This is a genomic window from Lichenicoccus roseus (assembly GCF_005844085.1).
In the GTDB taxonomy this organism is placed as follows: Bacteria; Pseudomonadota; Alphaproteobacteria; order Acetobacterales; family Acetobacteraceae; genus Lichenicoccus; species Lichenicoccus roseus.
Map to the genome: position 1 here is coordinate 719,951 of NZ_VCDI01000002.1, position 24,049 is coordinate 743,999.

At 69.2% G+C, this 24,049-nt stretch carries 24 protein-coding genes; 10 read left to right on the plus strand and 14 right to left on the minus strand.

What is annotated here, in order from left to right; translation table 11 throughout:
- Positions 1-8 precede the first annotated feature (8 nt).
- The gene (locus tag FE263_RS08650) at positions 9-1,061 is read right to left on the minus strand and encodes an NAD(P)-dependent alcohol dehydrogenase (protein ID WP_138325528.1); all 1,053 of its coding nucleotides are present in this window, start codon (positions 1,059-1,061) and stop codon (positions 9-11) included.
- 212 nt (positions 1,062-1,273) lie between these two features.
- On the opposite strand from FE263_RS08650, the gene phaR reads away from it, so the two are divergent.
- The 6 genes from phaR (at position 1,274) to FE263_RS08680 (ending at position 8,360) form a co-directional block, all read left to right on the plus strand.
- Positions 1,274-1,945, plus strand: a complete 672-nt coding sequence (gene phaR / locus FE263_RS08655) for a polyhydroxyalkanoate synthesis repressor PhaR (protein WP_138325529.1) — start codon at positions 1,274-1,276, stop codon at positions 1,943-1,945.
- Positions 1,946-2,151: 206 nt separating this feature from the next.
- Complete coding sequence (gene paoA / locus FE263_RS08660) at positions 2,152-2,835, plus strand: aldehyde dehydrogenase iron-sulfur subunit PaoA (RefSeq protein WP_138325530.1); 684 nt, start codon at positions 2,152-2,154, stop codon at positions 2,833-2,835.
- Positions 2,832-3,800 carry an FAD binding domain-containing protein gene (locus FE263_RS08665; RefSeq protein WP_138325531.1) on the plus strand — a complete coding sequence of 323 codons (969 nt, stop codon included), beginning with the start codon at positions 2,832-2,834 and terminating at the stop codon, positions 3,798-3,800. Before paoA ends, FE263_RS08665 begins: the two co-directional genes overlap by 4 nt.
- 5 nt (positions 3,801-3,805) lie before the next feature.
- Positions 3,806-6,052, plus strand: a complete 2,247-nt coding sequence (locus FE263_RS08670) for a xanthine dehydrogenase family protein molybdopterin-binding subunit (protein WP_138325532.1) — start codon at positions 3,806-3,808, stop codon at positions 6,050-6,052.
- An 82-nt stretch (positions 6,053-6,134) separates the two neighbouring features.
- Entirely contained in the window at positions 6,135-7,160 is a 1,026-nt protein-coding gene (locus tag FE263_RS08675; RefSeq protein WP_138325533.1) for an acyltransferase family protein, read from the plus strand.
- A gap of 111 nt (positions 7,161-7,271) precedes the next feature.
- The gene (locus tag FE263_RS08680; RefSeq protein WP_171034007.1) at positions 7,272-8,360 is read left to right on the plus strand and encodes an acyltransferase family protein; all 1,089 of its coding nucleotides are present in this window, start codon (positions 7,272-7,274) and stop codon (positions 8,358-8,360) included.
- Positions 8,361-8,372: 12 nt separating this feature from the next.
- On the opposite strand, the gene FE263_RS08685 is transcribed toward FE263_RS08680, so the two are convergent.
- The 8 genes from FE263_RS08685 to FE263_RS08720 form a co-directional block, all read right to left on the minus strand.
- Complete coding sequence (locus tag FE263_RS08685; RefSeq protein ID WP_240759227.1) at positions 8,373-8,489, minus strand: DUF2474 family protein; 117 nt, start codon at positions 8,487-8,489, stop codon at positions 8,373-8,375.
- A 14-nt stretch (positions 8,490-8,503) separates the two neighbouring features.
- A complete protein-coding gene (gene cydB, locus FE263_RS08690; protein WP_276611176.1) occupies positions 8,504-9,553 on the minus strand; it encodes a cytochrome d ubiquinol oxidase subunit II in 1,050 nt (349 codons plus the stop codon).
- On the minus strand, positions 9,550-11,010 hold the full coding sequence (locus FE263_RS08695; RefSeq protein WP_138325536.1) for a cytochrome ubiquinol oxidase subunit I: 1,461 nt from the start codon (positions 11,008-11,010) through the stop codon (positions 9,550-9,552). The genes cydB and FE263_RS08695 overlap by 4 nt, the downstream gene beginning before the upstream one ends.
- Positions 11,011-11,115: 105 nt before the next feature.
- A complete protein-coding gene (locus FE263_RS08700) occupies positions 11,116-12,147 on the minus strand; it encodes a DUF2125 domain-containing protein (protein ID WP_240759296.1) in 1,032 nt (343 codons plus the stop codon).
- 334 nt (positions 12,148-12,481) lie between these two features.
- Positions 12,482-13,258: a lysophospholipid acyltransferase family protein gene (locus FE263_RS08705; protein WP_138325538.1), complete on the minus strand. Its 777-nt coding sequence runs from the start codon at positions 13,256-13,258 to the stop codon at positions 12,482-12,484.
- Positions 13,255-13,848, minus strand: a complete 594-nt coding sequence (locus FE263_RS08710; RefSeq protein WP_138325539.1) for a YdcF family protein — start codon at positions 13,846-13,848, stop codon at positions 13,255-13,257. The genes FE263_RS08705 and FE263_RS08710 overlap by 4 nt, the downstream gene beginning before the upstream one ends.
- Positions 13,845-14,888, minus strand: coding sequence for a cell division protein FtsX (locus FE263_RS08715; protein ID WP_138325540.1), 1,044 nt, complete (start codon positions 14,886-14,888; stop codon positions 13,845-13,847). Before FE263_RS08715 ends, FE263_RS08710 begins: the two co-directional genes overlap by 4 nt.
- Entirely contained in the window at positions 14,885-15,613 is a 729-nt protein-coding gene (locus FE263_RS08720; protein WP_138325541.1) for a cell division ATP-binding protein FtsE, read from the minus strand. The genes FE263_RS08715 and FE263_RS08720 overlap by 4 nt, the downstream gene beginning before the upstream one ends.
- Positions 15,614-15,645: 32 nt before the next feature.
- Here FE263_RS08720 and FE263_RS08725 point away from each other — a divergent pair, with 32 nt between their 5' ends.
- Positions 15,646-16,278: an MJ0042-type zinc finger domain-containing protein gene (locus FE263_RS08725; protein WP_138325542.1), complete on the plus strand. Its 633-nt coding sequence runs from the start codon at positions 15,646-15,648 to the stop codon at positions 16,276-16,278.
- Here the strand turns inward: FE263_RS08725 and FE263_RS08730 are convergent.
- From FE263_RS08730 to FE263_RS08745, 4 genes are all read right to left on the minus strand, one after another.
- Entirely contained in the window at positions 16,176-16,553 is a 378-nt protein-coding gene (locus FE263_RS08730; RefSeq protein ID WP_138325543.1) for a hypothetical protein, read from the minus strand. The two genes, FE263_RS08725 and FE263_RS08730, sit on opposite strands and share 103 nt — an antisense overlap.
- 166 nt (positions 16,554-16,719) lie before the next feature.
- Entirely contained in the window at positions 16,720-17,979 is a 1,260-nt protein-coding gene (locus tag FE263_RS08735) for an MFS transporter (RefSeq protein WP_171034008.1), read from the minus strand.
- 31 nt (positions 17,980-18,010) lie between these two features.
- Positions 18,011-19,060: a glycosyltransferase family 4 protein gene (locus FE263_RS08740; RefSeq protein WP_240759298.1), complete on the minus strand. Its 1,050-nt coding sequence runs from the start codon at positions 19,058-19,060 to the stop codon at positions 18,011-18,013.
- A 122-nt stretch (positions 19,061-19,182) separates the two neighbouring features.
- Positions 19,183-19,989 (minus strand): UDP-2,3-diacylglucosamine diphosphatase, encoded by an 807-nt coding sequence (locus FE263_RS08745; RefSeq protein ID WP_138325546.1) that lies wholly within the window; start codon positions 19,987-19,989, stop codon positions 19,183-19,185.
- Between the two features lie 191 nt (positions 19,990-20,180).
- Here FE263_RS08745 and FE263_RS08750 point away from each other — a divergent pair, with 191 nt between their 5' ends.
- The 3 genes from FE263_RS08750 to FE263_RS08760 all read left to right on the plus strand — a co-directional run bounded on the left by FE263_RS08750 (position 20,181) and on the right by FE263_RS08760 (position 22,827).
- Positions 20,181-21,227, plus strand: coding sequence for a diacylglycerol/lipid kinase family protein (locus tag FE263_RS08750; protein WP_138325547.1), 1,047 nt, complete (start codon positions 20,181-20,183; stop codon positions 21,225-21,227).
- A 66-nt stretch (positions 21,228-21,293) separates the two neighbouring features.
- A complete protein-coding gene (locus FE263_RS08755; RefSeq protein ID WP_138325548.1) occupies positions 21,294-21,929 on the plus strand; it encodes a glutathione S-transferase family protein in 636 nt (211 codons plus the stop codon).
- Positions 21,930-22,233: 304 nt separating this feature from the next.
- The gene (locus FE263_RS08760; protein WP_138325549.1) at positions 22,234-22,827 is read left to right on the plus strand and encodes a fasciclin domain-containing protein; all 594 of its coding nucleotides are present in this window, start codon (positions 22,234-22,236) and stop codon (positions 22,825-22,827) included.
- 47 nt (positions 22,828-22,874) lie between these two features.
- Here FE263_RS08760 and FE263_RS08765 read toward each other — a convergent pair whose 3' ends face one another.
- Positions 22,875-23,945: a catalase family protein gene (locus FE263_RS08765; RefSeq protein WP_138325550.1), complete on the minus strand. Its 1,071-nt coding sequence runs from the start codon at positions 23,943-23,945 to the stop codon at positions 22,875-22,877.
- Positions 23,946-24,049 lie beyond the last annotated feature (104 nt).

The window sequence follows — 24,049 nt, forward strand, 5'->3', positions numbered from 1 at the left end:
AGGACCGATCAGGCGGCCAGCGTCGCCATGTCGATCACGAAGCGGTACTTCACGTCGCTGCGCAGCATCCGCTCGTAGGCCTCGTCGATCTGGTCCATCCGGATCATCTCGATGTCCGAGGTGATGCCGTGCTCGCCGCAGAAATCCAGCATCTCCTGGGTCTCGGCGATGCCGCCGATCAGCGATCCGGCGAAATTGCGGCGCGGCACGATCAGGCTGAAGACCTGCAGGGCGAGCGGCTTCTCCGGGGCGCCGACCTGCACCAGCGTGCCGTCGCGCCGGAGCAGGGCCAGGTAGCTGTTGATGTCGTGGTCGGCTGCCACCGCATCGATGATCAGGTCGAGGCTGCCGGCGACCGCCTTCATTGCCTCCTTGTCCTTCGACACCACGACATGCTGCGCGCCCAGGCGCCTGCCGTCCTCGACCTTGTTCTGCGAGGTGGTGAACAGCGTGACGTCGGCGCCCATGGCGACGGCGAGCTTGACGGCCATGTGGCCGAGGCCGCCCAGGCCGACGACGCCCACCTTGGTCCCCGGGCCGGCCCGCCAGTGGCGCAGCGGCGAATAGGTGGTGATGCCGGCGCAGAGCAGCGGCGCCACCGCTGCCAGCTCGAGGTTCTCGGGGATACGCAGAACGAAGGACTGGTCCACGGTCACCGCGCGGCTGTAGCCGCCATAGGTGCGCAGGCCAGCGGTCTTGCGATCGGGGTCGTTGTAGGTGCCGGTGAAGCCTTTCTCGCAATACTGCTCGAGGCCTTCCCGGCAGCTCGCGCAGTTGCGGCAGCTATCGACCATGCAGCCGACGCCGGCGAGGTCACCAGCGCTGAAGCGGGTCACGTTGGCGCCCACCCTGGTCACCCTGCCGACGATCTCGTGCCCCGGCACCACCGGGAAGACGCTGTTGGACCACTCGTTGCGAGCCATGTGCAGGTCGGAATGGCAGACGCCGCAGTACAGGATCTCGATCTGGACGTCGTCGGCATCGGGGTCGCGGCGCTCGAAGCGGAACGGCGACAGGGGCTTGTCGGCGGCGTGGCTTGCATAGCCGGTGCAATCGAACATGAACTCTCCAGTTTAGGGGCGACACCCTAGATGCGACGGCCCTCCGCCCTGGACAAGGCGTGACGATGCATCCCGCCGGCATCGACGGGGCTTGGGCCGCCGCCCGATTGGGTGATATGCAACCGCGCACTGGGACGATCGGCTGCCTCCCGTGCTAGCTACGGGGTTTCGGGTCGCAGCAGACCGAAGTGGATCCCGGATGGGAGGACGTCTTGTCGGAAGAGGATCGCCCGCTGCAGCCGGTCGTAGTGAAGAAATACGCCAACCGGCGACTCTACGACACCGAGAGCTCGATCTACATCACGCTCGATACCCTGGCCGACATGGTCAGGCGCGGACGGGATTTCGTCGTCTATGACGCCAAGACCGGCGACGACATCACACGCGCGGTGCTGACGCAGATCATCATGGAAGAGGAGACCAAGGGTCGCAACATGTTGCCGACCTCGTTCCTCCGCCAGTTGATCGGCTTATACGGCGACAGTCTGCAGGGCCTGGTGCCGGCCTATCTCGAGCGCATGATGCAGCAGTTCTCGGCCGAACAGCAGGCAGCGTCGGAGGCTGTCGTGCAGCCCCTGGCGCAGCCCGCCCGCCCGGCCTTGCCAAGCCGGGACGAGGCCGTCCAGCCAGGGATTGCCGTACTCGAACGGACGACGAACCTCTACAAGCCCTTCCACCGGCCCGGACCTGATACGGCCGCCGTATCGCAGACGGCAACGGCGGAGACGGCGGCCGCCGTCGAGCTCGATCCGGCCGAGGCACTCGCGGAGAACCTGTTGCTGCGACAGGAGGTGGCACGACTCCGGCGGGAGCTGGCGGAGGCCTCCGCTGCTCTGCCGGAGCAGCCGATCCGTAGCCTGGTCCGGGGCGGCGCCCGGCACTGACGCGATGCCTGGATCCCCTGGTGTCGCTGCCCGGCCGTCGCTCGCAACCTTACGAAGTGTGACAGCCACTTCACAATCCGCCACCACGGCGCGGTGCATGCTTGATCCGGCGGCGCCTTTCGCTCACGTCTGACGCCGCTGCCACGGCAGGCTCGACCGGGATACCCGCCGGCCGGCTGCCGAAGCGGCGCCGGGAGAGTGGCGGCATGGCGACCCAGGACGGGGTGAATACAGACTGGCTCCCGCAGCCGTCGCGGCGTGGAGTCCTGCAGGGGGGCGCCGCCACCCTGGCAGCCGGCGCTGTCCTCGGGGTTGGCGGGCCTGCCGGGGCGGATGCTCCGGCTTCGACCCGGGGACCGGCGGCTGCGCCCGGGATGGCCATTCCGGTGGAACTGATCGTCAACGGCACCCGGCACGCGCTTCAGCTCGATCCACGGGTCACCTTGCTGGATGCCCTGCGCGAGCATCTGCTGCTGACCGGGAGCAAGAAGGGTTGCGACCACGGCCAGTGCGGCGCCTGCACCGTGCTGCTGAACGGCCATCGGATCAATTCCTGCCTCTCCCTCGCCGTGATGCACGACGGCGAGCACATCACCACCATCGAGGGCCTCGGTGAGCCCGACGCGTTGCATCCGATGCAGGCCGCCTTCGTGAAGCACGACGGTTTCCAGTGCGGCTACTGCACGCCGGGCCAGATCTGCTCGGCGGTGGCGATGCTGACCGAACTGCATGCGGGCATGCCGAGCCATGTCAGCGCCGATCTGCAGGAGACGCGCCAGGGCCTGACCGATGCCGAGCTGCGCGAACGCATGAGCGGCAACATCTGCCGGTGCTCCGCCTACCCGAACATCGTGGCCGCGATCCGCGACGCCAGTGGACAGGTCGCATGAGGGCGTTCAGCTACGAGCGGCCGACGCAGGTCGCCCAGGCCGCCCATGCCGCGACCACGCATCCGGACGCTTCCTATATCGGCGGCGGAACCAACCTGCTCGACCTGATGAAGCTCGATGTCGCGCAGCCGGCGCATCTGGTCGATGTCAACCGCTTGCCGATGGAGCGGATCGAACTGCTCAACGACGGATCGCTGCGCATCGGCGCGCTGGTGCGCAACTCGACGCTGGCCGCCGATCCGCATGTCCGCCGGCATCATGCGGTGCTCTCCCGGGCGCTGCTGTCAGGCGCCACCGCCCAGCTGCGCAACAAGGCGACCACCGCGGGCAACCTGCTGCAGCGCACGCGCTGCTACTACTTCACCGATGTCTCGAAGGCCTGCAACAAGCGGGTTCCAGGCTCGGGCTGCGAGGCGATCGGCGGCTACAACCGCATCCACGCCATCCTGGGCGCGAGTGCGTCCTGCATCGCGACGCACCCGTCGGACATGGCGGTGGCGATGCTGGCGCTTGATGCGGTGGTCGAGACCGACCGTCGCCATATCCCGATCGCCGAGCTGCACCGGCTGCCCGGCGACACCCCGCAGATCGACAACACGCTGCAGCCGGGCGAGCTGATCGTGGCCGTCCGGCTGCCGCCGCCGGTGCCGTCGGTGCAGCTGTACCGGAAGGTGCGCGACCGTGCCTCCTACGCCTTCGCGGCGGTCTCGGTGGCGGCGCTGATCCAGGCCCGCCACGGCCGGATCGAACTGGCGCGGCTGGCCTTCGGTGGCGTTGCGCACAGGCCCTGGCGCAACCATGCGGCGGAACAGCTGCTGGTCGGCCACGCGCCATCGCATGCGCTGTTCGAGCGCGTTGCCGACAGCGTGGTGACCGGTGCGGCCGGGCAGGGCAGCAACGACTACAAGATCCCGCTGCTGCGACGCACCCTGGTGGCGACGCTTCGGCAGGCGACGGAAGGCTGAGCAGCATGCAGTCGCAGACACCGATCCGGCCCAGCCTGTTCGACAGCCCGGCCGGCCCCAACCCGCTCGACCAGGAGCATCTGCTCGGCCGCGGCATCGCCCGCGTCGACGGCCCGCTGAAGGTCAGTGGCCGCGCGCCGTATGCCTACGAGGTGCACGACCCCTCGAACACCGCGCTGGTCGGCGTGCTGGTGCTGTCCACGGTGGCGCAGGGCAGCATCAGGACGCTCGACGCCGTGGCCGCCGAGCATGCGCCGGGCGTGCGCCTGGTGCTGACCCATCGCAACATGCAGCGCCAGGGCGGTCCCGCCTCGGAGCATTGCAAGCCGCAGATGGCGGACGCGACCGTCAGGCAGAACGGCCAGGTGGTGGCGCTGGTGGTGGCCGACAGTTTCGAGCAGGCGAACGCCGCCGCGGCGATGGTCGCGGTCGCCTACGACGTGAAGCCGGCGCTCACCGATCTCGCCGCCGGCGTGCCGCAGGCGACGGTGCCGCCGCCGCGCAGCCCGTCGCAGCCGGTCGACACGAATGTCGGCGACTTCGCGCAGGGCTTCGCGGCTGCCGCGGTGAAGATCGACGCCACCTACACGACGCCGCACCAGGCGCACGCGATGATGGAGCCGCATGCGTCGATGGCGGTGTGGGACGGCGACCATCTCACCCTGCACACCTCCCACCAGATGCTGTCGACCTGCGCGCAGACGCTGGCCTCGACGCTGTTGCTGCGGCCGGACCAGGTGCGGGTGCTGTCGCCCTATATCGGCGGCGGCTTCGGATCGAAGCTGGTCACCTATGCCGATGCCATCCTGTCGGCGACGGCCGCCCGGCAGCTCGGGCGCCCGGTCAAGATCGCGCTGACCCGGCCGCAGGTGTTCGGCCAGACCACCCATCGCACCGCGACCATCCAGCGGGTGAGGCTCGGCGCCGACGCCGACGGCACCCTGCGCGCCATCGGCCACGAGAGCTGGTCGGGCAACCAGCAGGGACAGACCTTCTACGAGACCGCCGCCAACCAGACCCGTTTGCTGTATGCGGCGCACGACCGGATGACGGCGCACCGGCAGGTGCGGCTGGACCTGCCGCTGGCCTCCTCGATGCGTGCGCCGGGCGAGGCGGTCGGGCTGCTGGCGCTGGAATGTGCCATGGACGAGCTGGCCGAGCGCCTGCGCATGGATCCGGTGGCGCTGCGGGTCAGGAACGACACCCAGTACGATCCGGAGAAGGGGCCGTCGCGGCCGTTCTCGAGCCGCCGGCTGACCGAATGCCTGCACGAGGGCGCCGCGCGCTTCGGCTGGGAGAAGCGCTCGCCGGTGCCCGGGCAGCGTCGCGAGGGCCAATGGCTGGTCGGCATGGGCATGGCGTCCGCCATACGCAACGTGGCGCTCAAGCCGTCGAATGCGGAGGCGACACTGGACGGCCGGGGGATCCTCACGGTCGGCACCGCGATGACCGATATCGGCACCGGCACCTACACCATCCTGACGCAGATCGCCGGCGAGATGCTGGGACTGCCGCCGGAGCGCGTGGTGATGCAGCTCGGCGATACCGACCTGCCGGAGGCCTCCGGATCGGGCGGCTCGTTCGGCGCCGCGAGCTCGGGCTCGGCGGTCTACTATGCCTGCGCCCAGCTGCGCATCGCGCTGGCCCGCCGCGCCGGGTTCGACCCGGCCAGGTCGCGCTTCGAGAACGGCCAGATCATCCAGGACGGCCGTGCGGTGTCCCTGGCGTCGCTGGCCGGCGCGCAGGGGATCGCGGCAACCGGCGGGATCAAGCCGGGCGACCTGCTGAAGAAGTACGCGCAGGCCTCGTTCGGCGCGCATTTCGCGGAAGTCGGCGTGGACGCGGATACCGGCGAGGTGCGCGTGCGCCGCATGCTGGGCGTGTTCGGGATCGGCCGGGTGCTGAACGCCTCGACGGCGCGCAGCCAGGCGATCGGCGGCATGATCTTCGGCATCGGTGCCGCGCTGATGGAGGACGTGGTGCCGGACCGGCGGCACGGCGACTTCGTCAACCACGACCTCGCCGAATACCACGTGCCGGTGCATGCCGACGTGCCGGCGGTGGAGGCGTATTTCGTCGAGGAGGTCGATCCGATCGCCAATCCGCTGAAGGCGAAGGGCGTCGGCGAGCTGGGGATCTGCGGCGCCGGAGCCGCGGTCGCGAATGCCATCTACAATGCGAGCGGCGTCCGCATCCGCGACTACCCGATGACGCTGGACAAGGTTCTGGCGGGCCTGCCCGACCAGGCTTGATCAGGCAGCACCGTGCCGCCGGATCGCCTCGGGGGCATCGTGAGAGGTTGCACCGGGGTGACCGGCATGTTCTGAAACCGTCATGGCCGCCGCCGAAAACAGACCGTTGACCTCGTTGCGCGCGTTCGCCGCCATCTGGGTGATCTTCTCGCATATCACGCCGAACTTCACGGCGCAGTGGACCGGGGCATCCGCGCGGATGCTGCGGGACGGCTACATGGGCGTCGATGTCTTCTTCGTCCTCAGCGGCTTCATCCTGAGCGTTGTCTACCAGCCGCTACGGCTTGCGGGCACGCCGCGCTTCTTCCTCAAGCGCATCCTGCGCCTGTATCCCTTGAACATCGCGATCCTGCTGGTGCTTGGTGTGCTGTCGGCGACGATCATGCCGCTGGGGTCCTGGACCGACCCGCACCAGCTGCCGCTGTTCATCCTCATGCTGGAGGGTTTCAAGCCGTGGCCGGTTCCGGCCTGGAATCCGGTCACCTGGTCGGTCGGGGTCGAGCTGGCGTGCTACGCCTGCTTCCCCTTCGTGGTCATCGGCCTGCGTCGCCTTCCCACCGGTATCGTCGCGGCCCTGGCCGCATTGCTCCTCGCGCTTTCATGGTGGATCCAGGGGTTCTGTCTTGGTTGGCCGTGCGGCTGGCACGGCGTGGCCCGCGGCATGAGCAGCTTCTGGCCCGGCGTGGTACTCGGTACACTCGCCCTGCGCGTCCCGAGATGCCCGCCACGTTGGGCGGGCATCGGTGAAGTCGCCTGTGTCGCCGGCCTGCTCGTGGTCGTGGCGGCCGACAGGCTTCGCCTTGTGCCGGTCATCACCGGCGGCCTCGTGTTCCTGCTCTTCTCGGACGCCGGGGTGGTTTCGCGCGTCTTCCGCCAGCACTGGATCTTCTGGCTGGGCGAGATCTCGTTCTCGATCTACATGCTGTTCGGGCTCCTGCTGCCGCGGATGATGTCGATAGAGACGCACCTGTCGCATCACTTTCCACCGGCCGCGGCGATCCCGATGTTCATCGCGCTCTACCTCGCTGCGACGATCGGCCTCGCGCACTTCACCTATGTCGGTATCGAGCGACCATTCCGCCGTCTTGCGAGGCCAGTTCCGGCCTGAGGCCCGTGGTGTTGATGGCGCGGCCACGCCGGCCGCTTCAGGTTGAACAGCCTGCTTTGAAGGCGGCATGGTCCGGCGATGGGCATGGGCACGCGCGCTGATCGACGGGAGGTGCGCAGCCTGACCGGGTTGCGTGGCATCGCCGCACTGCTCGTCGTCCTGCTTCATACGGCGCCGGCGGGCGGGGTAGCAGGTTTCGGTGCCGTCTTCATCCGGCACGGCTACCTCTGGGTGGACATGTTCCTGCTGCTGAGCGGCTTCATCCTGCTGCGGACATACGAACGGCTGTTCCAGGAGAGGCCGTTCCCGATCGCCTACGCCGACTTCCTGCTGCGCAGGCTTGCACGCCTGTGGCCGCTGTTCGCCCTGGCGACGGTGGCCACGTTCGTCGCCCGACAGACAGGACGTACCTGGTATGCCGACACGATCCACCCCTGGGGATGGGTCTTGGTCGCGAATCTCACGATGACGCAGGCATGGGTCGGTCAGGATAGCATCGACGTGCCCGGCTGGTCGGTCAGCGGAGAATGGGCGTGCTGCCTGATGTTCCCGCTGTTCCTGCGGTTGCTCGACAATCGTCGCGGAGGCTCGGCGGCCGGTCTCTATCTCGCCGCCTTCGCGGTGCTCACGGTGCTTGCGTGGCTGCCGGTACCGGCTCGCGCCGGAGGGCTCGATCTGGCACTTCCCGCAACACCCTTCCCGGTGTTGCGGTGCATGGCGTCGTTTGCGATGGGCATGGCGCTCTGGCGTGGATGCGGACATCGGCGCCTGGAGCCGCTCGTGTCCTCGCCGCTCGCGGATGTCGTGGCCACTGGGCTGATCCTGGCGATGATGGGCAAGCCGCACACGGACCTGGCCATCGTGGCGTTGTTCAGCCTGCTGATCCTCTGCCTGTCCAGGCAGCGCGGAGTGGTCGACCGGATGCTGCGTACGGGACCAGCCTACTGGGCCGGGCAGGTTTCGTACTCCGTCTACCTGCTGCAGGTTCCGCTGATCGTTCTCAAGGGGCAAACCCGGTTGACCCACGACGCGCAACAAGTGCTTGTCGCTTACGGCCTGAGCGCGACCAAAGGAAGCTGGTTGTGCCTGTTCTACGTCCTGCTTCTCATCTGTTCGGCAATTACGTGGTGGATGGTCGAGCGACCATCCCGAACGATGCTGCGTGCCGTCGCCTATCGCCTGTCCGGCCTGGCGGCGTAGTCAATCGTTGCCTCAGCCCAGGATGATGCGCTTCAGCCCTTCCGCCACCACGCCGACCACCACGACGCTCGCGGCCCAGATGCCGATGAACCAGAGCATGCGCATCGTGAACGAACGCGGTTGAGGCATCGCTGCCGGCTCCATCAGTGATAATGCGTTTCGACGCCGATCTTCCCGCGGAACACCCAGTACGAATAGATGGTGTAGGCGAGGATGGTCGGGATCAGCACGGCGGCTCCCACCAGCAGGAAATACTGGCTGCTCGGCGGCGACGAGGCATCCCAGATGGTGATGCCGGGCGGTACGATATACGGCCAGACGCTGATGCCCAGCCCGGTGAAGCACAGGAAGAACCAGCCGAGCGCGCACAGCAGCGGGGTGATGTGGACGTCCTCGCGCGAAAGTCCGCGCCAGAACACCACCGCGAGCCCCGCCACCAGGACCGGTACCGGGCTCACGAACAGGATGCGCGGCCATGCATACCAGTGCCGCAGGTAGTGCCCCTGCAGCGTCGGCGTCCACAGGCTGACCGCCACGATCAGGGCCAGCGTGCACAGACCGAGGGTGCGGGCGTGATGCCGGCAGCGCGCCTGCAGCGGGCCGTCCGTGCGCCACACCAGCCAGGCGGCGCCGAGCAGCGCATAGCCGATCACGACGCCCACGCCGCACAGCAGCGAGAACGGCGTGAGCCAGTCCCACCAGCCGCCGGCATAGGCGTCGTCGGTGACCTTGATGCCCTGGATCAGGCCGCCCAGCGTCAGGCCCTGCGCAAAGGCCGCCAGCAGCGAGCCGCCGAAGAAGGCCACGTCCCACCAGAACCGGCCACGCTTCGAGTCTGCCCGGAAGCGGAATTCGAAGGCGACGCCGCGGAAGATCAGCGCCAGCACCATGGCGATGATGGTCGGGTACAGTGCCGGCAGCACGGTCGCGTAGGCCACCGGGAACACGCCGTAGAGCGAGGCGCCGCCCAGGATCAGCCAGGTCTCGTTGCCGTCCCAGACCGGGGCCACCGTGTTGACCATGACGTTGCGGTCGTCGGGACGGTATTCGACGGCGAACAGCAGGCCGATGCCGAGGTCGAAGCCGTCCAGCACGATGTAGGCAAGGATGGTGAAGGCCGCGATGCCGCTCCACAGCACCGGCAGCCAGTAGGCCTGGCCGGTGAGCAGATGGCCGTGCGAGAGCGCCATCATTCCGCGGCGTGCGGCGCGAAGCCGCCCGGACGCTGGTCGAGCACACGCTCGCCCGGACCCTGCGCCGGGCCGGGAGTGATGCCCGCGGTGCGGGTCGGCTCGTGCGGATCGAGGCCGGTCTCACCGGGCACCGGCTCGTGCGCCATCATGCGCAGGATGAACACCAGGCCGGCGCCGAACACCACGAAATACACCACCACGAAAGCGGCGAACGAGGTCGCGATGCCCGGTAGCGCGATCGGCGAGACGCTCTCCGTGGTGCGCAGCAGGCCATACACGGTGTACGGCTGGCGGCCGACCTCGGTGGTGATCCAGCCGCACAGCAGGGCGATGAAGCCGGACGGCGCCATGGCGAGCGCGAACCGGTGAAGCCACGGATTGCTGTAGAAGCTGCCGCGCCAGCGCAGGAACAGCGACACCACGCCGAGCAGCGCCATCAGCATGCCGAGCCCGACCATGATGCGGAAGGTGAAGAAGATCAGCGGCGAGTAGGGCCGGTCCTGCGGCTTGAACTGCTTCAGGCCGGGCACCTTGCCGCTCAGGCTGTGCGTCAGGATCAGCGATCCCGCCCATGGCACCTCGATGGCGTAGTCGGTGCGCTCCTTCTGCATGTTCGGGATGCCGAACAGGATCTCCGGCGCATGGTCGCGGGTCTGCCAGTCGCCCTCCAGCGCCGCGATCTTGGCCGGCTGGTATTGCAGGGTGTTCAGGCCCTGGGTGTCGCCGGCCAGGATCTGCACCGGCGCCACGATGGCGGCCATCCACATCGCCATCGAGAACATCGTCCGCACCGCCTCGGTCGGCTTCCGGCCCAGCCTGCGATCGCGCAGCAGGTGATAGGCGCCGACCGCGCCGACCACGAAGGCCACGCACAGGAAGGCGGCGAGGCCCATGTGCACCAGCCGGTACGGGAAGGACGGATTGAAGATGATCGCCCACCAGTCCTTCGGCAGAAACTGCCCGGTCACCTTGTCGATGGTGTAGCCCTGCGGCGTCTGCATCCAGCTGTTCGAGGCCAGGATCCAGCTCATCGAGATAAGCGTGCCGATCGAGACCAGGCAGGTGGCGAGGAAATGCAGGCCGCGCCCGACCCGTTCCATGCCGAACAGCATGACGCCGAGGAAACCGGCCTCGAGGAAGAAGGCGGTCAGCACCTCGTAGGCCAGCATTGGACCCAGCACCGGGCCGGCCTTGCGTGCGAACACCGACCAGTTGGTGCCGAACTCGTACGACATCACCACGCCGGAGACGACGCCCATCGCGAAGCCGACGGAGAAGATCTTCACCCAGTATTTCCACAGGTCCAGGTAGACCTGACGCCCGGTTTTCAACCACAGCCCTTCGAGCACCGCGAGGTAGGCGGCAAGGCCGATCGAGAAGGCCGGGAAGACGATGTGGAAGCCTACCGTGAAGGCGAACTGCCCACGGGCGAGATAGAGGGCGTCGATGCCGAACATGCGTTTTTGCCTCAGGCGGAAGTCAGCGAGTTCGCGTGCTGCGTCGCAGCATAAACATGGTGATGCAGTCCAGGCGGGCAATCCTCCCGGTGCCGGAGAAAGCCATCACGGCATCGGGTGTGGCAGCCCGCCAGCTGCCGGGATCTGCATGAGCGGCAGGCGCCCGAGGGACAGCAGGCCGCCATGCAGGGTGAGCGGAAGGTCCAGGATATCGCGTTGCGCGGCGCCGCGTGCGTCCTGCAGCAGGCCGATCACGGCGCGGACCGGAACTGCCTGCGCGGCGCTGAGCAGGCCGGCTTGCGTGAGATGATCGAGCAGGCGGTCCGGCGCCACGACATGGAGGCTGAAACCGCCGTCGGCGAGCAACTTTCCGTCCAGCGTCGCGGTGCCGGCGAGGTCGGCCCGCGCATCGGGCCACCGCAGTCCGGCATTGGCGAGCATCAGCCGGCTGCCCTGGCCACCCCCGCCAACTGCCGAGCCGCCTGTCAGCGACATCTCCAGGCTGCCGGCCGGGATCGACAGGCCTGGTACCGCGAGGGGGGTCGACAGGACGATGCCGCGCGCTGTCAGGGTGATGGCGTGCGCCGCGTCGGTCCAGCGCATGCGGCCATCGAGGTCCGACACGTCCGCAAGCACGCCGGGCGATGGCAGGATACCCGCCGGGGAGGCGACGCGCAGACGGGATGCCTTGAATTCCAGCTCGCCGGTATGGGGCGTGCCGGCGTGGCCCCGCATCGGCAGGACCACCTCGAGGTCGGTGCCCCGGAAACGCAGTGCGTGGCGCAGATCGGTGCCGGCCGGCGCGATCACCTGTCCCCCGATCAGGCGGATGCCGAGGACCGTGGGTCGCAGCACGGAGATCCCGACGGTGACGGCGTCCCCGGTCCAGACCGGACCGGGTTGACCGGACCCTGGCCGCAGGACCGGCTTCGTGAAGGTCCGGGTCACCGCCAGCGGCCAGCCACCACGAGAGGGCGTCCCGCGGTCGAGCTTCCAGCCATTGGCGGCCGCCTCGGCATCCAGCCGGGAGATCTGCCGGTCCAGCAGGAACTGCCCGCCGATCCAGCCCAGCGTGTCGACCGCGATCAGGGCGATGGCGACCGCCAGCACAATGCGCAAAGGCTGGTTGCGTCGCATCACGTAACGATCCGGACGATTACCGCCCGACTTTCACAGATCACCTCGGGGTACCCCTCGAAGTCGTTGAATGGGCTGGTTTTCAACCGCTTCCACGCAGAGCCGGGAAATCATCCACAAGATGCAGCCGACGCGTTGTGACGACGCGAAACCGGGTAACGGACGTGTGTCCATAGCCCTTAACAGACGTTGTGCGGCCCCGCCGGTCACAGAGTTCAAGCCTGTATACAAGGGATTTCCAATCCGGCTGCACGCGCGGTGAATTGCGACGGTGACGCCTGACCCGTGGAAACGGCCGATGGCGGCCTTTGCGTTGCAAGCCGGGCCCGCGGGATCAGGACAGCACAGGCGGACCGCCCACAGAGTTATCCACATGCTTGCAGCGCGCGATCGGCGGCTCGGTCGTTTCGTATCCCATGTGATCCTGCTCGACCTGCCACGCCTGGCGGATGGCGTCGAGCAGGGCCTGGCGTCGCAATCCGGGCGGCAGCGGCGGCGAGATGGCGATCCGTATGGTGCCCGGCCGCTTGATGAAGGCGTTCCTCGGCCAGCAGCGACCGGAATCGGTCGCCACCGGAACCACCGGCAGGCCGGAATGCGCCGCCAGTGCCGCGACGCCCGGCTGCAGGGCGGCGGTGTCGCCGGCAGCGACCCGGGTGCCCTCCGGGAAGATCACGATCTGCCGGCCATCCTCGACCGCCCGCGTGGTCTCGCGCAGCAGGTTGCGCAACGCGCGGGCGCCGGCGTCGCGGTCGACCGGGATCATGCCGGCGAGCAGCAGCATCGGCCCGACCAGCGGCAGCCGGGTCAGCTCGCGCTTCATCACGTAGGCCGGGCGTGGCAACAGGGTCAGCCAGACCAGGGTGTCGAAGGCGCTCTGGTGCTGGGAGGCGATCAGGACCGGGCCTTCCGGCAGATGCTCGAGGCCGGTCAGCTCGATGCGTATGCCGCAGATGCGCCGAAGTCCGGCGATCGACAGGCTGCACCACAGCGTCGCGTAGCGCAGCGCGTGCCGGCGCCCGAACAGCCTGACCCAGAAGGCAGCCATGCCCATCACCAGCGTCAGCAGCACGAAATACAGGTTGAACAGGGCAGCGCGGGCCAGGGTCATGCGAGCGTCCGCAGGGCACCGACGGCCTGGCCGATCTCGACCGCAAGCCACTTCAGGTATTCGACCAGCAGCAGGCGCAGCGTGCCCGGCGAGAACGGTCGCAGCAGCGCCGGCGGCTGCACCGAGCACGGCATCAGGCGCACCCCGGGCAGGGCGGCGCCGATCTCCGCCAGCGCGCGGCGCATGTGATAGCCGGCGGTGACCACGATCAGGCTGTGCAGGTCGTTGGCGCGCGCCCATGACGCCGTCTCGGCGGCATTGCCGCTGGTGGTGGTGGCGTCGTGGCCGATGGCGATGGCGGCGGGCGCGGTGCCCTCCGGGATGTGCAGGCGGGACGCACGGGCGAGGCGGTTGAGGTCAAGGCTCGGGCGTACCCCTGAGATCAGCAGCCTGTGGGCGTGGCCGCCCTCCAGCAGCGACAGGGCGAGTTCGATACGCCCGCTGCCGCCGGTCAGGGCAACGATGCCGTCGGCCTGCCCGGGCAGTCCGGAAGGCTGCAGCGCGTCGTGCGCGAACCAGGCGAAACCGGCGCCGAGGGCGAGGCCGGTCAGCAGCACGAGGCCGGCGGCGAGGCGAAGCGGTCTGCTCACGGCAGCCTGCGCAACCAGGCGCGCACCGTGGCCTGCGCGGTCAGCCAGCCGATCAGCCCGGTCGCCAGCGGCAGCGACGGCAGCGCGACCAGCAACGGCAGCGGCAGCGCATCGAGCATCAGGCCCGGCAACAGGCCGCCCCCACCCCCGCCCCCGACCTGGACCAGCACTCCGGGGAGCGTTCCCGCCAGCGGCGTGGCGCCGGCCGCACCGCCCGCAGCAGCGCCTGTGGAGAACGGCGCCGCCAGCCGCGAGAGCTGGGCCAGCACCGGCAGCGCCACCAGGGCGCCGATGATGCCGCCGACCAGTGCCAGGAAGCCGGTGCGACGGGCGAAACGCTGGGCCACGTAGCTGTCGGTGGCGCCGAGGCTGTGCACCAGCTCGATGGCGCCGCGACGGCGGACGATGCCGGCACGGGTTGCCAGCGCGACCACCCACCCGGCGACCGCCGCTACCGTCAGCAGCGCCAGTCCGGCGCAGGCCTGCAGGCTGTAGGTCAGGGCCAGCAGGCGGTCGCTCCAGGCTGCGCTGTCCTCGACCAGGGTGCCGGGCGCCTGCCGGTCCAGCGCGTCCGGCAGCGCCGGCGGCAGGCTCGCGCCGGATTGCAGCCGGAGCTGCACCACGGCGGGCAGCGGCAGGGCGAGCAGATCGGCGTGCGCTCCGCCGTGGCCGCCGAGCCAGGGCTGCAGCAGCTGGTCGAGCTCTCGCGCGTCCAGCAGGTGCCGGCTGGCGATGCCGGGCATGCCGGCGAGGGTCGCCTGCACGGCGTCGATGCGGGTCCCGGCAGCGGCGCCCCCGGCGGCGCCGGGGGTAGCTGCGGCCAGCGGTTCCGGCACCTGCACGATGACGATGGCGCCGGCGCCGCCGCTCCAGCGTGTGGCCAGCGCGTGGGCACCTACCGCGCCGGCCAGCGCAAGCGCCGCCAGGAATGCCATCGCGGCGACCACGCTCGGCAGCATGCGGTCGGGAATGGCGCGCCGCAGCCCCAGCCCGTCGGCAGGGCGTGAGGGTGCCCTGGGCAGGCGCGGCGCTTCGCTCATGGCACCAGTACGGCGCGGGCGCCGTCCTCGACCAGGCGCCCACGATCCAGCCGAAGCGACGGCGCCTGGAAATGCCGCACCAGGTGGTCGTTGTGGGTGGCCACGATCACCGTGGAGCCAAGCTGGTTCAGCTCCATCAGCAGCTCCATCAGGCGCAGCGCCTGCGGCGCATCGAGCGAGCCGGTCGGTTCGTCGGCCAGCAGCAGCGGCGGCCGCAGCACCACCGCACGGGCGATCGCGGCGCGCTGCTGTTCGCCGCCGGACAGCTCGCCGGGCCGCGCCAGCAGACGGCGGCCGAGGCCGATCCAGTTCAGCATCTCGCTGACCTCGGCCTGCACGCGGGGCTCGGCGATCTGCGCCAGCCGCATCGGCAGCGCCACGTTGTCGAACACCGAGAGCTCGGGCAGCAGCCGCAGATCCTGGAACACCACGCCCATGCGCCGGCGCAGACGCACCAGCTGCCGGCGTGGCGCACGCTGCACGCTGGTGCCGAACAGCTCGAACTCCCCCGTCGTCGGCATCGCGCCGAGCTGCAGCACGCGCAGCAGGCTCGACTTGCCGGCCCCCGACGCGCCGAGCAGCCAGCGGAAGGCGCCGGCGGGCACCGTGAAGCTGACCCCCTGCAGCACCTCGCGGCGCTGGGCGGCGCGACCGAGGAACCGAGTTCGCCCTGGCCAATTCGGTCCGTTTCCGATACGAAGTGAAACGTCGGACAGGCGGATCATCGGTGCCCCGGCTCATTGGGGACAACCGGAGCATGCCGTCGATCAGGATCACCTGCCCGGGCTGCGCTGCCACCTACGCGGTGCCCGAGGCGCAGGCACGGCCGGACCGCCTGGTCCGCTGTGCTGGCTGCACGATGGAATGGCTGCCGTTCGAGCTGCCGCCGCCCGCACCGGACGCCGAGGCGCCGCCGGTCGACGTGACGCCGCCCGAACCCAGCCGCAGCATCGCAGCCAGCCTGCAGCTTCATGCAGCCGCGACCGACGAGGTCGTGGAGGCGCCGGCCGGGCAGGCCGGGCCGGAGCTGGTCGATCCGGAAGAGCCCGACTGGAGCGACGCCGAACTCCCGCAGTTCGACCTGCCTGCCCCCATCACCCATGCCACCGGGCCGGCCGCTCCGTCCCCGCCACCGGTGCCACCCTCCCGGGAGACACGCTGGCGGGCGGCCTGGGCGGCGAGCGTGCTGCTGCTGGCGATGGCGGGCGCCGGCAGCGTGCACTGGCGCGAGCCGATCATGCTGCGCTGGCCGCCCTCGACCAGGCTCTATGCCGCATTCGGCAACGCTCACATGCCGCGTGCCGCTACCGCCGAAATGGTCGCGCCGAGGGCGGCGAGCGCCATCAGCAGCAAGCCGTCGAAGATCAGCCCGGTCGGCGTCAGCGAATGACCGGCCAGGACCAGGGTGTGCGGGATGGTGCCCGAGATGCTGTTCAGGATATCCCGCGCCTGCTGGTCGGCGGTGGCCTCGTGGGTGGTGATCGCGTCCACCAGCCGCGGCAGCGCCCACCAGCCGAGCCCCAGCACCAGCAGCAGCGGCGCCAGCAGTTCGGCCACCTGCTGCATGAAGTAGAACACGAAATGCACGATGCTCCACAGCATCAGCCGGATTGCGCGCAGGACCGTACCGGGTTGCGGCCCTCCGCGTTGCAAGTCCACAGCCATCTGTTCAGGTCTCCATCGCGCGGTCCGGTCCGGGAGGCGGCCCCGGTTCCGGTGCATCCGAGGCGGAACTAACGCGCGCGGCGTGCCCCGGCAAGGCGCACTCTCCAAAGCGGCGTGGGCCGAGGCCGCGTCGGACGGAGCCGCGCCGTTCGAAGCCGCACGGCGCTCAGGCGCGGCCGGCTTCCGCGGCTGCGGTCGCCGTCCCGGCATCCGGCACCGACACCCGTCGCAACCCGATGGCGGCGGCCAGACAGGCGAGCGCCGCCAGCATGAACGGCGCACCCGGTACATGCACCGGTCCGTGCGGCCTTGTCGCGGCGGCGAACAGGGTGCCCATCACCAGCGGACCCAGAACCATCGCCAGGCCCTGCAGCGAAGCAAGCCCGCCCTGGACCTCGCCCTGCTTCTGCGGCCCGGCGGCGGCGGACAGCAGCGACTGCACCGGCGGACCGGACATCGCGCCGAGGGCGAGGATCGGGATGCCGCTCACCATCAGCCACGGCGTCACCGCGAAGCTGTAGACAAGGTAGCCGGCAGCGGCGAACAGGGTGCCGCAGATCGCCGTCTCGCGGGCGCCGATCCGCCCGATGACCCGCCGCACCAGCACTCCCTGCACCACCGCCTGTGCGGCGCCGCCGAGGGCCAGCGCCAGCCCGTTGTCGAGCGTGTTCCAGCCGAAGCGCATCTGGTTGGACAGGATGAAGCTGGTCTGCTGCGCGCCGATCGCGAACCAGGTGGCGAACCAGGCGAAGCCGAGCCGCAGGCTGGTCGCGTCCCGGCCCAGCCGCAGCAGCGAGGCGAGCGGGTTGGCACGCCGCCACTCGAACGGTCGCCGGCGTTCGCGCGGCAGGCTCTCGGGCAGCACGAAGGTGCCGTACAGCACGTTGCAGCCGATCAGGCCGGCGCTGACCAGGAAGGGCAGCCGGATCCAGTAGGTGCCGAGGATGCCGCCGATCACCGGCCCGAGGATGAAGCCGAGGCCGAACATCGCGCCGATCAGGCCGAAATAGCGCGCGCGCTGCTCCGGCGGGGTGACGTCGGCGATGTAGGCCGATGCGGTCGGCACGTTGGCCGCGAACAGGCCGGCGAACACCCGCATCGCGAACAGCAGGGCCAGGTTGTCCACCCACACCCAGAGCAGCGAGTTGATGCCCAGCGCGCTCAGCGACGTCAGCAGCACCGGGCGGCGGCCGTACCGGTCGGACAGGCCGCCGAGGATCGGGGCGCAGACGAACTGGGTCAGCGAGAACACCGCGAACAGCGCGCCGACATAGAACGAGGCCTGCGACGGCGGCTGGTGCGAGACCTCGCGCACCAGGTCCGGCAGCACCGGGATCACGATGCCGAAGCAGATTGCGTCGAGGGCGACGGTGAACAGGACGAAAGCGGCCGATGCGCGCCTGTCGCCCGCCTTGCGGGATATCATCGGGCCTGGACGCCACTTCAGTGAGGTGGCGTCAAGCGTCGATCGGCCGCCTGGTTGCAGCCGGTGCGGCAGCGGCGCCGGAGAACGGCGCGGCATTGCCGATCGGGGCGAGGGCGGCAAGGAACATTTCCGCGCAGGCACGCCAGCTGAAGCGCTCGGCATGCGCCCTGGCATCGGCTCGCGAGCATTCCACCGCCGCCAGGCAGGCCGCCCGCAGGTCGTCCGCGACCGCGCCCGGACGCCCGGCGGCGCCGCGCAGGATGTCGCGTGGTCCCATCACGTCGTAGGCCGCGACCGGCACCCCGCAGGCGAGCGCCTCCAGCACCACCAGCCCGAACGTGTCGGTGCGGCTCGGGAACACGAACACGTCGGCGCCGGCGTAGGACTGCGCCAGCGCCCGCTCGGAACGCGGCCCGGTGAACACCACGTCCGGATAGGCCGCCTTCAGGCTGGCCAGCATCGGGCCGCCGCCGACCACCACCTTCGAGCCCGGCAGGTCGAGATCGAGGAAGGCGCCGATGTTCTTCTCGACCGCGATGCGCCCGACATAGAGGAACACCGGCGGGCGCGCCTTCCAGTCGCCCTCCCAGTCCTCGCGCGGCTCCGGCCGGAAGCGCTGCAGGTCGACGCCGCGGGTCCAGGCCCGCAGCCTGGTGAAGCCGCGCGACGCCAGGTCCTGAGAGAGCGTCTCGGTGGCGACCAGGGTCGCCGCGGCGCCGTTGTGGAACCAGCGCAGCACGGCGTAGGCGAGGCCGGGCGGCAGGCCGGTGCGGGCCTGGATGTACTCCGGGAAGCGGGTGTGGAACGAGGTGGTGAACGGGACGCCCCGGCGCCTTGCCCAGCGGCGGGCGGCCATGCCGAGCGGGCCCTCGGTCGCGATATGCACCGCATCGGGCCGGAACGCGGCGATCAGGCGCGCCAGCCGGCGGCCGGGCAGCAGCGACAGCCTGATGTCCGGGTAGGTCGGGCAGGGGATGGTGACGAAGCGGTCGGGGCCGACCACCTCCACGGCGTGGCCCATCTGGCGGAGCTCGGCGGCGACGGTGGACAGGGTGCGCACCACCCCGTTCACCTGCGGCATCCAGGCGTCCGACACGATCAGGATGCGCGCGACCGGAATGTGCGCGACAGGAGCGGTCGCGACAGCATCGGGCGCGATCGAGGCGTCGCGCACCGGACTGCCATCCATGGCCTGGGGTCCGTTCAGGCCGGTTGCGCCAGGCGGCGCTGCATGAAGGACACGCGGTTGCGCTCGGCCCAGTCGATCAGTTCGAGCCGGCCATCCTCGTGCTCCACGAGCGCGGTGCAGCTCTCCACCCAGTCGCCGTCGTTGATGTACAGTATTCCCCCGATGTCGCGCATCTCGGCGTGGTGGATGTGGCCGCACACCACGCCGTCCAGGCCACGGCGGCGGGCTTCGGCGGCCAGCGCGATCTCGAACCGGTCGATCGCCTTCACCGCGCCCTTGACCTGGCGCTTCAGCCACGCCGACAGCGAGCGGTAGGGCAGGCCGAGGCGCCGGCGGACGATGTTGAAATAGCGGTTGACCACCAGTGCGCCGTCATAGGCGCGGTCGCCGAGGAGGGCCAGAAACTTGGCGTAGCGCACGACGCTGTCGAATTCGTCGCCATGCATGACCAGCAGGCGGCGCCCGTCGGCAGTGGTGTGCACCGCGTCCTGGCACAGCCGGATGCCGGCGATCTCGAGGGACATCGGCAGCCAGGAGCGGAACATCTCGTCGTGGTTGCCGGGGATGTAGACGACATCGGTGCCGCCGCGGGCCATGCCGACGATCACCCGCAGCAGTTCGTCGTGCGTCGCATCCCAATGCCAGGATTTCTTCAGGCGCCAGCCATCGACGATGTCGCCGACAAGATAGAGTGTGTCGCAGGTGCAGCTGCGCAAAAAATCGGTGAGGAAATCACAGCGCGAACCGCGTGTGCCGAGATGCACGTCGGAGACGAAGACTGTCCGATATCGTACCCGTGGCGTTCTCGAAGAAGATCCCATCGCTCGTCGCCCCCAGGGTCGGTTCCAACTCGGTTCCAGTCTTCGCGCGGAGGTATAACTGTCCCACCTGGAGTCTTCCCGTGACGGTTAGATGATGAATCGCAGGACATGTTCGCTTCGAAGGTGTCACGACGACGGATCGAGAATATGGCTTGTCGGCACTGCAGGCGTGCCGGAAGCGGAGCTGTCATATGCTTGTCATCTATAACCCGACCGCGGGCCGTCGACGCATCTGGCTGCTGTGGAGCGTGCTCGACATCCTGATGGCGCACGGCGTGCGGCTCGATGTCGCGGAGACCACGCATCCCGGCCATGCGACCGCGCTGGCCCGCGAGGCGGTGCTGCGCGGCGCGACGCTGGTGGTGGCCGCCGGTGGCGACGGCACCATCGCCGAGGTCGCCGAGGGACTGAGCGTGCAGCACGACCCGGCTGCCAGCCCGCAGGGAACCCTTCGCGGCGGCCGCATGGCGCCGGCCGCGACGCGGCGTCCGGTTGCCTGCCACCTTGGCATCATCCCGCTCGGAACCGCCAACGTGCTGGCGCACGAACTCGGACTTCCGCATGCGGCCGCTGAAGTTGCCGCGGTGCTGGCGGCAGGGCGCCCGGTGCCGCTCTGGCCGGGTATCGCGCACGGACCCACCGGCCGCCGGCTGTTCGTGCAGATGCTCGGCATCGGCTTCGACGCCCACGTCGTGCACAACGTGTCGCGGCCGGTGAAGCGCGCGCTCGGCCGTGGCGCCTACGTGGTGCAGACCTTGCGCGAATTGCCGCGCTACGGCTTCGCGCGGATGCAGGCGACCATCGACGGGGTGGCGCACGAGACCGGCGGCATCATCGTCAGCAAGGGCAGCCTGTATGGCGGTCCCTATATGCTGGCGCCCGAGGCGGTGCCGGGCGAGCGGGGCTTCTCGATCATCCTGTTCGGGCGCGCCGGCGTGGCATCCGCCCTGCTGGCGGGGGCAGCGCTGCCGTTGAACATGCTGCAGCGGCTGCCGGGAACCCGAAGGCTGCGCGGCTACGAGATCACGATCACCACACCGGTCGCCTTGCCCGCACAATCGGACGGCGATCCGGCCGGCAGCACGCCGCTGCGTATTGTCGATGCTCCGGCGCCTATCCATGTGCTGGCGGGCGTCCGCGGCGCAGGATCGGCGCGGGCGACCGGGCGACCGGCCGGCGCGGCAACGGGTCCAGGGACGGCTGACGGGGCCGTGGCCGCCGAGCGACTGGCTGGCTGAGACGATCATCAGCGCGACCGGAAGCCCGGACGCAATGCGACAGAAACCAACGCGAGAGGAACGGATATGTCCGAGATCACCCTGTGGGGCTTCAATGGCTCGACCTACGTGCGCACCGTGCGCATGCTGCTGGACCAGAAGGGCGTCACCGACTACCGGCAGGTGCCGCTCAACGTCCTGAAGGGCGAGCCGAAGCAGCCCGACCATCTGCAGCGTCATCCGTTCGGCAAGGTGCCGGTGCTCGACCATGACGGCCTGCGCATCCTCGAGACCTCGGCGATCGTGCGCTACCTGAACGATGTGCTGCCGGGACCGTCGCTGGTGCCGTCGACGCCGCAGGACCGGGCGCGCATGGACATGGTCATCGGCCTGATCGACAGCTACGGCTATGGCAGCCTGCTCGGAGGGGTTGCGGCATATCATCTGTTTCCCGACTTCGTCGGCGGCAAGGATGACAAGGCGCGGCAGCGGGGGATCGAGACCGGGCGCAAGGTCATCGAGTTCGCCATGCAGACGCGCGCATCGTCGCCGTTCATCGCCGGCGAACTCAGCCTGGCGGACCTCTACCTGGCGCCGGTTGCCTTCTATGTCTCGCTGACACCCGACCAGGACAGCGTGTTCGACGTCCCCGGCTTCGCCGACTGGTGGACCCGCATCCAGGCGCTGCCGTCGTACGAGAAGACCAAGCCCGACCTCGGATGACGGAGGGGTCCCCGGCCGGTGCGGGTGCCGGGGCCGCCGCTGGCCGTTGCAGAGCCGTCCGCTGCCGGGAATAGCGGCGCCGGATGCCGACGGTGACTTTGTCGACGGCGGTCATGCGACCAAGTTCCTTCGCCACTGTGGAGGCAGTGCCATTTGGTTGGAGGCATTCGAGAAACCCGGCGAGCTTTTCTCCGAACAGCGACCCGCGGCAGTCGCGAATAACTCCGCGTGCATCCAACCTGCGACTTCGTCGGTAACTCATCCAGCAACCCGCCTCCTGCGGGTTCGGGAAGGAAACTATCCGATGAAACTCAGCATCGTGCCTGGAATACTGGCGGCCGTCCTGCTCGCCGGCTGCGCCGACCAGATGGCACAGCCGACAGCCGGCCCGCAGCCCGGCCTGACCGCCACCGCCGATCCCATGGTCGGCGGCGCCGCGATGTATCCGAACAAGACGATCGTGGAAAATGCGGTGAACTCGCCGGATCACACGACACTGGTCGCAGCGGTGAAGGCGGCCGGTCTGGTCGACACCCTGAACAGTCCCGGTCCGTTCACTGTCTTCGCGCCGACCAACGAGGCGTTCGCGCTCCTGCCGGCCAACACGGTGCCGACGTTGCTGAAGCCGGAAAACAAGGCAGCGCTGACCAAGGTGCTGACCTACCACGTCGTCTCCGGCAGCATGGACAGCAAGAAGCTGATGGCCGCGATCGCGAATGGCGGCGGCAAGGCCACCTTGACGACGGTCGCCGGCGAGCCGCTGGTGGCGATGATGGGCGCCCCTGGCACCATCACGCTGACCGACGTCAAGGGCGATGTCGCCACCGTCACCATCGCCGACGTGTACCAGTCGAACGGCGTGATCCACGTCATCGACCACGTCCTGCTGCCGAACTGACTTCGGACCGGCGCGGCTCCGATCCGGACGCCGCGCCGGCAGCCGTTTCAGGGCTCGTGGATCGGGCAGCCATTGAAGCGCTGGCGGAACTCGGCAGAATGTCGATACGTGTCCCGTCGCGCCCGGTTGATGTTTCCCAGCGGCTGATGCGCCGCAAGGCCGGTCCAGACGCTGAACTGCATCTCCTCGTTCACCGTCTGCACCAGTGCCGCGTCCCAGCTGTCCTGGCGCGGCACGGTGATCCGGGCGACCGTGTGGAACGGCGCCTCGGTCTCGTCCCATCGCACGGTCGGATCCTCGACCGGCTGGCGCTCCAGATCGCGACATAACTGGACACGGAACTCCCAGACACCATCCACATCCCGCATCCCGGCCTGCACGGTCTCGCGTATCGCGTCCGGCCGATCGTGGGCGTCGATCACGTTGTCCTTCAGGGCAAGCAGGCCGGGCGATACCGGCGAGAGACTGAACTTGGCGACATGATCGCCATACCGGAACGGCGTGACGCTGTAGTACGTCTCGCCGAGCGGGTTGGCATTCGGTGCACCGCCGAGGGAGGCGATCTTCGGGCTCTCGATCCCGACTGCCTCGAGCGCGGTATTCACGCCACGCAGCACGGACGACATCGCCTTCTTCACGCCCTGCATCCGGTCGGTGGTGCCGGCGAGCAGCTTGAGGTTGCCGAGGAACTTGTCGGCGGTCCTGGCCTGGAACACCGGGCCGTTCACCATGATGAAATCCTGCGTCGTCCCGGCGGCACCCGGCAGGCGCTCGCCCTTCACGTCGAGCACCTTGACCGCCAGGCCGCGCGGCAGCGATATCGCGTCCGGCAGGATGTCGCCAGCATTGGTCGACAGGCGAAGCAGGACCTTGTGCTCGCCCGGCATGGCAAAAAGTCCCTGCGCGAGTTCCTGCGGCAGGTCACCAAGGATCTCCAGCCTGCCCTCGAGGATGCCGTGCGCCTTGGCATGCACCGAGCGGACCGCATGGCCGTAATCCTGTGCAGTGGTCTCTAGGATGGTGTCGAAGGTCTGGTTGAGGCCCGCGATCGTTTCGGCCTCGTCGGGCCGGATTTCCTCGACGGCGGGGTAGTAGCGCAGGGCCTGGGCATCGTTCATCGTCGTAATCCAGTCGAGGCTGATCCACTTGACGTTGCGTCAATGTCGCAACCCCGGCGCTGGTTCCCGGTTCGGCGGTTCGTTGCGAAGGGGCGATCGTGCGG

Coding starts and splice junctions, on each gene's coding strand:
- FE263_RS08675 (WP_138325533.1), top strand. CDS start 6,135: ATGGCCGCCGCCGAAAACAGACCGTTGACCTCGTTGCGCGCGTTCGCC.
- cydB (WP_276611176.1), bottom strand. CDS start 9,553: ATGATGGCGCTCTCGCACGGCCATCTGCTCACCGGCCAGGCCTACTGG.
- FE263_RS08695 (WP_138325536.1), bottom strand. CDS start 11,010: ATGTTCGGCATCGACGCCCTCTATCTCGCCCGTGGGCAGTTCGCCTTC.
- FE263_RS08725 (WP_138325542.1), top strand. CDS start 15,646: ATGCCGTCGATCAGGATCACCTGCCCGGGCTGCGCTGCCACCTACGCG.
- FE263_RS08720 (WP_138325541.1), bottom strand. CDS start 15,613: ATGATCCGCCTGTCCGACGTTTCACTTCGTATCGGAAACGGACCGAAT.
- FE263_RS08750 (WP_138325547.1), top strand. CDS start 20,181: ATGCTTGTCATCTATAACCCGACCGCGGGCCGTCGACGCATCTGGCTG.
- paoA (WP_138325530.1), top strand. CDS start 2,152: ATGGCGACCCAGGACGGGGTGAATACAGACTGGCTCCCGCAGCCGTCG.
- FE263_RS08765 (WP_138325550.1), bottom strand. CDS start 23,945: ATGAACGATGCCCAGGCCCTGCGCTACTACCCCGCCGTCGAGGAAATC.
- FE263_RS08705 (WP_138325538.1), bottom strand. CDS start 13,258: ATGACCCTGGCCCGCGCTGCCCTGTTCAACCTGTATTTCGTGCTGCTG.
- FE263_RS08760 (WP_138325549.1), top strand. CDS start 22,234: ATGAAACTCAGCATCGTGCCTGGAATACTGGCGGCCGTCCTGCTCGCC.
- FE263_RS08715 (WP_138325540.1), bottom strand. CDS start 14,888: ATGAGCGAAGCGCCGCGCCTGCCCAGGGCACCCTCACGCCCTGCCGAC.
- FE263_RS08735 (WP_171034008.1), bottom strand. CDS start 17,979: ATGATATCCCGCAAGGCGGGCGACAGGCGCGCATCGGCCGCTTTCGTC.
- FE263_RS08670 (WP_138325532.1), top strand. CDS start 3,806: ATGCAGTCGCAGACACCGATCCGGCCCAGCCTGTTCGACAGCCCGGCC.
- FE263_RS08665 (WP_138325531.1), top strand. CDS start 2,832: ATGAGGGCGTTCAGCTACGAGCGGCCGACGCAGGTCGCCCAGGCCGCC.
- FE263_RS08650 (WP_138325528.1), bottom strand. CDS start 1,061: ATGTTCGATTGCACCGGCTATGCAAGCCACGCCGCCGACAAGCCCCTG.
- FE263_RS08700 (WP_240759296.1), bottom strand. CDS start 12,147: ATGCGACGCAACCAGCCTTTGCGCATTGTGCTGGCGGTCGCCATCGCC.
- FE263_RS08745 (WP_138325546.1), bottom strand. CDS start 19,989: ATGGGATCTTCTTCGAGAACGCCACGGGTACGATATCGGACAGTCTTC.
- FE263_RS08685 (WP_240759227.1), bottom strand. CDS start 8,489: ATGCCTCAACCGCGTTCGTTCACGATGCGCATGCTCTGGTTCATCGGC.
- FE263_RS08755 (WP_138325548.1), top strand. CDS start 21,294: ATGTCCGAGATCACCCTGTGGGGCTTCAATGGCTCGACCTACGTGCGC.
- FE263_RS08740 (WP_240759298.1), bottom strand. CDS start 19,060: ATGCCGCAGGTGAACGGGGTGGTGCGCACCCTGTCCACCGTCGCCGCC.
- FE263_RS08730 (WP_138325543.1), bottom strand. CDS start 16,553: ATGGCTGTGGACTTGCAACGCGGAGGGCCGCAACCCGGTACGGTCCTG.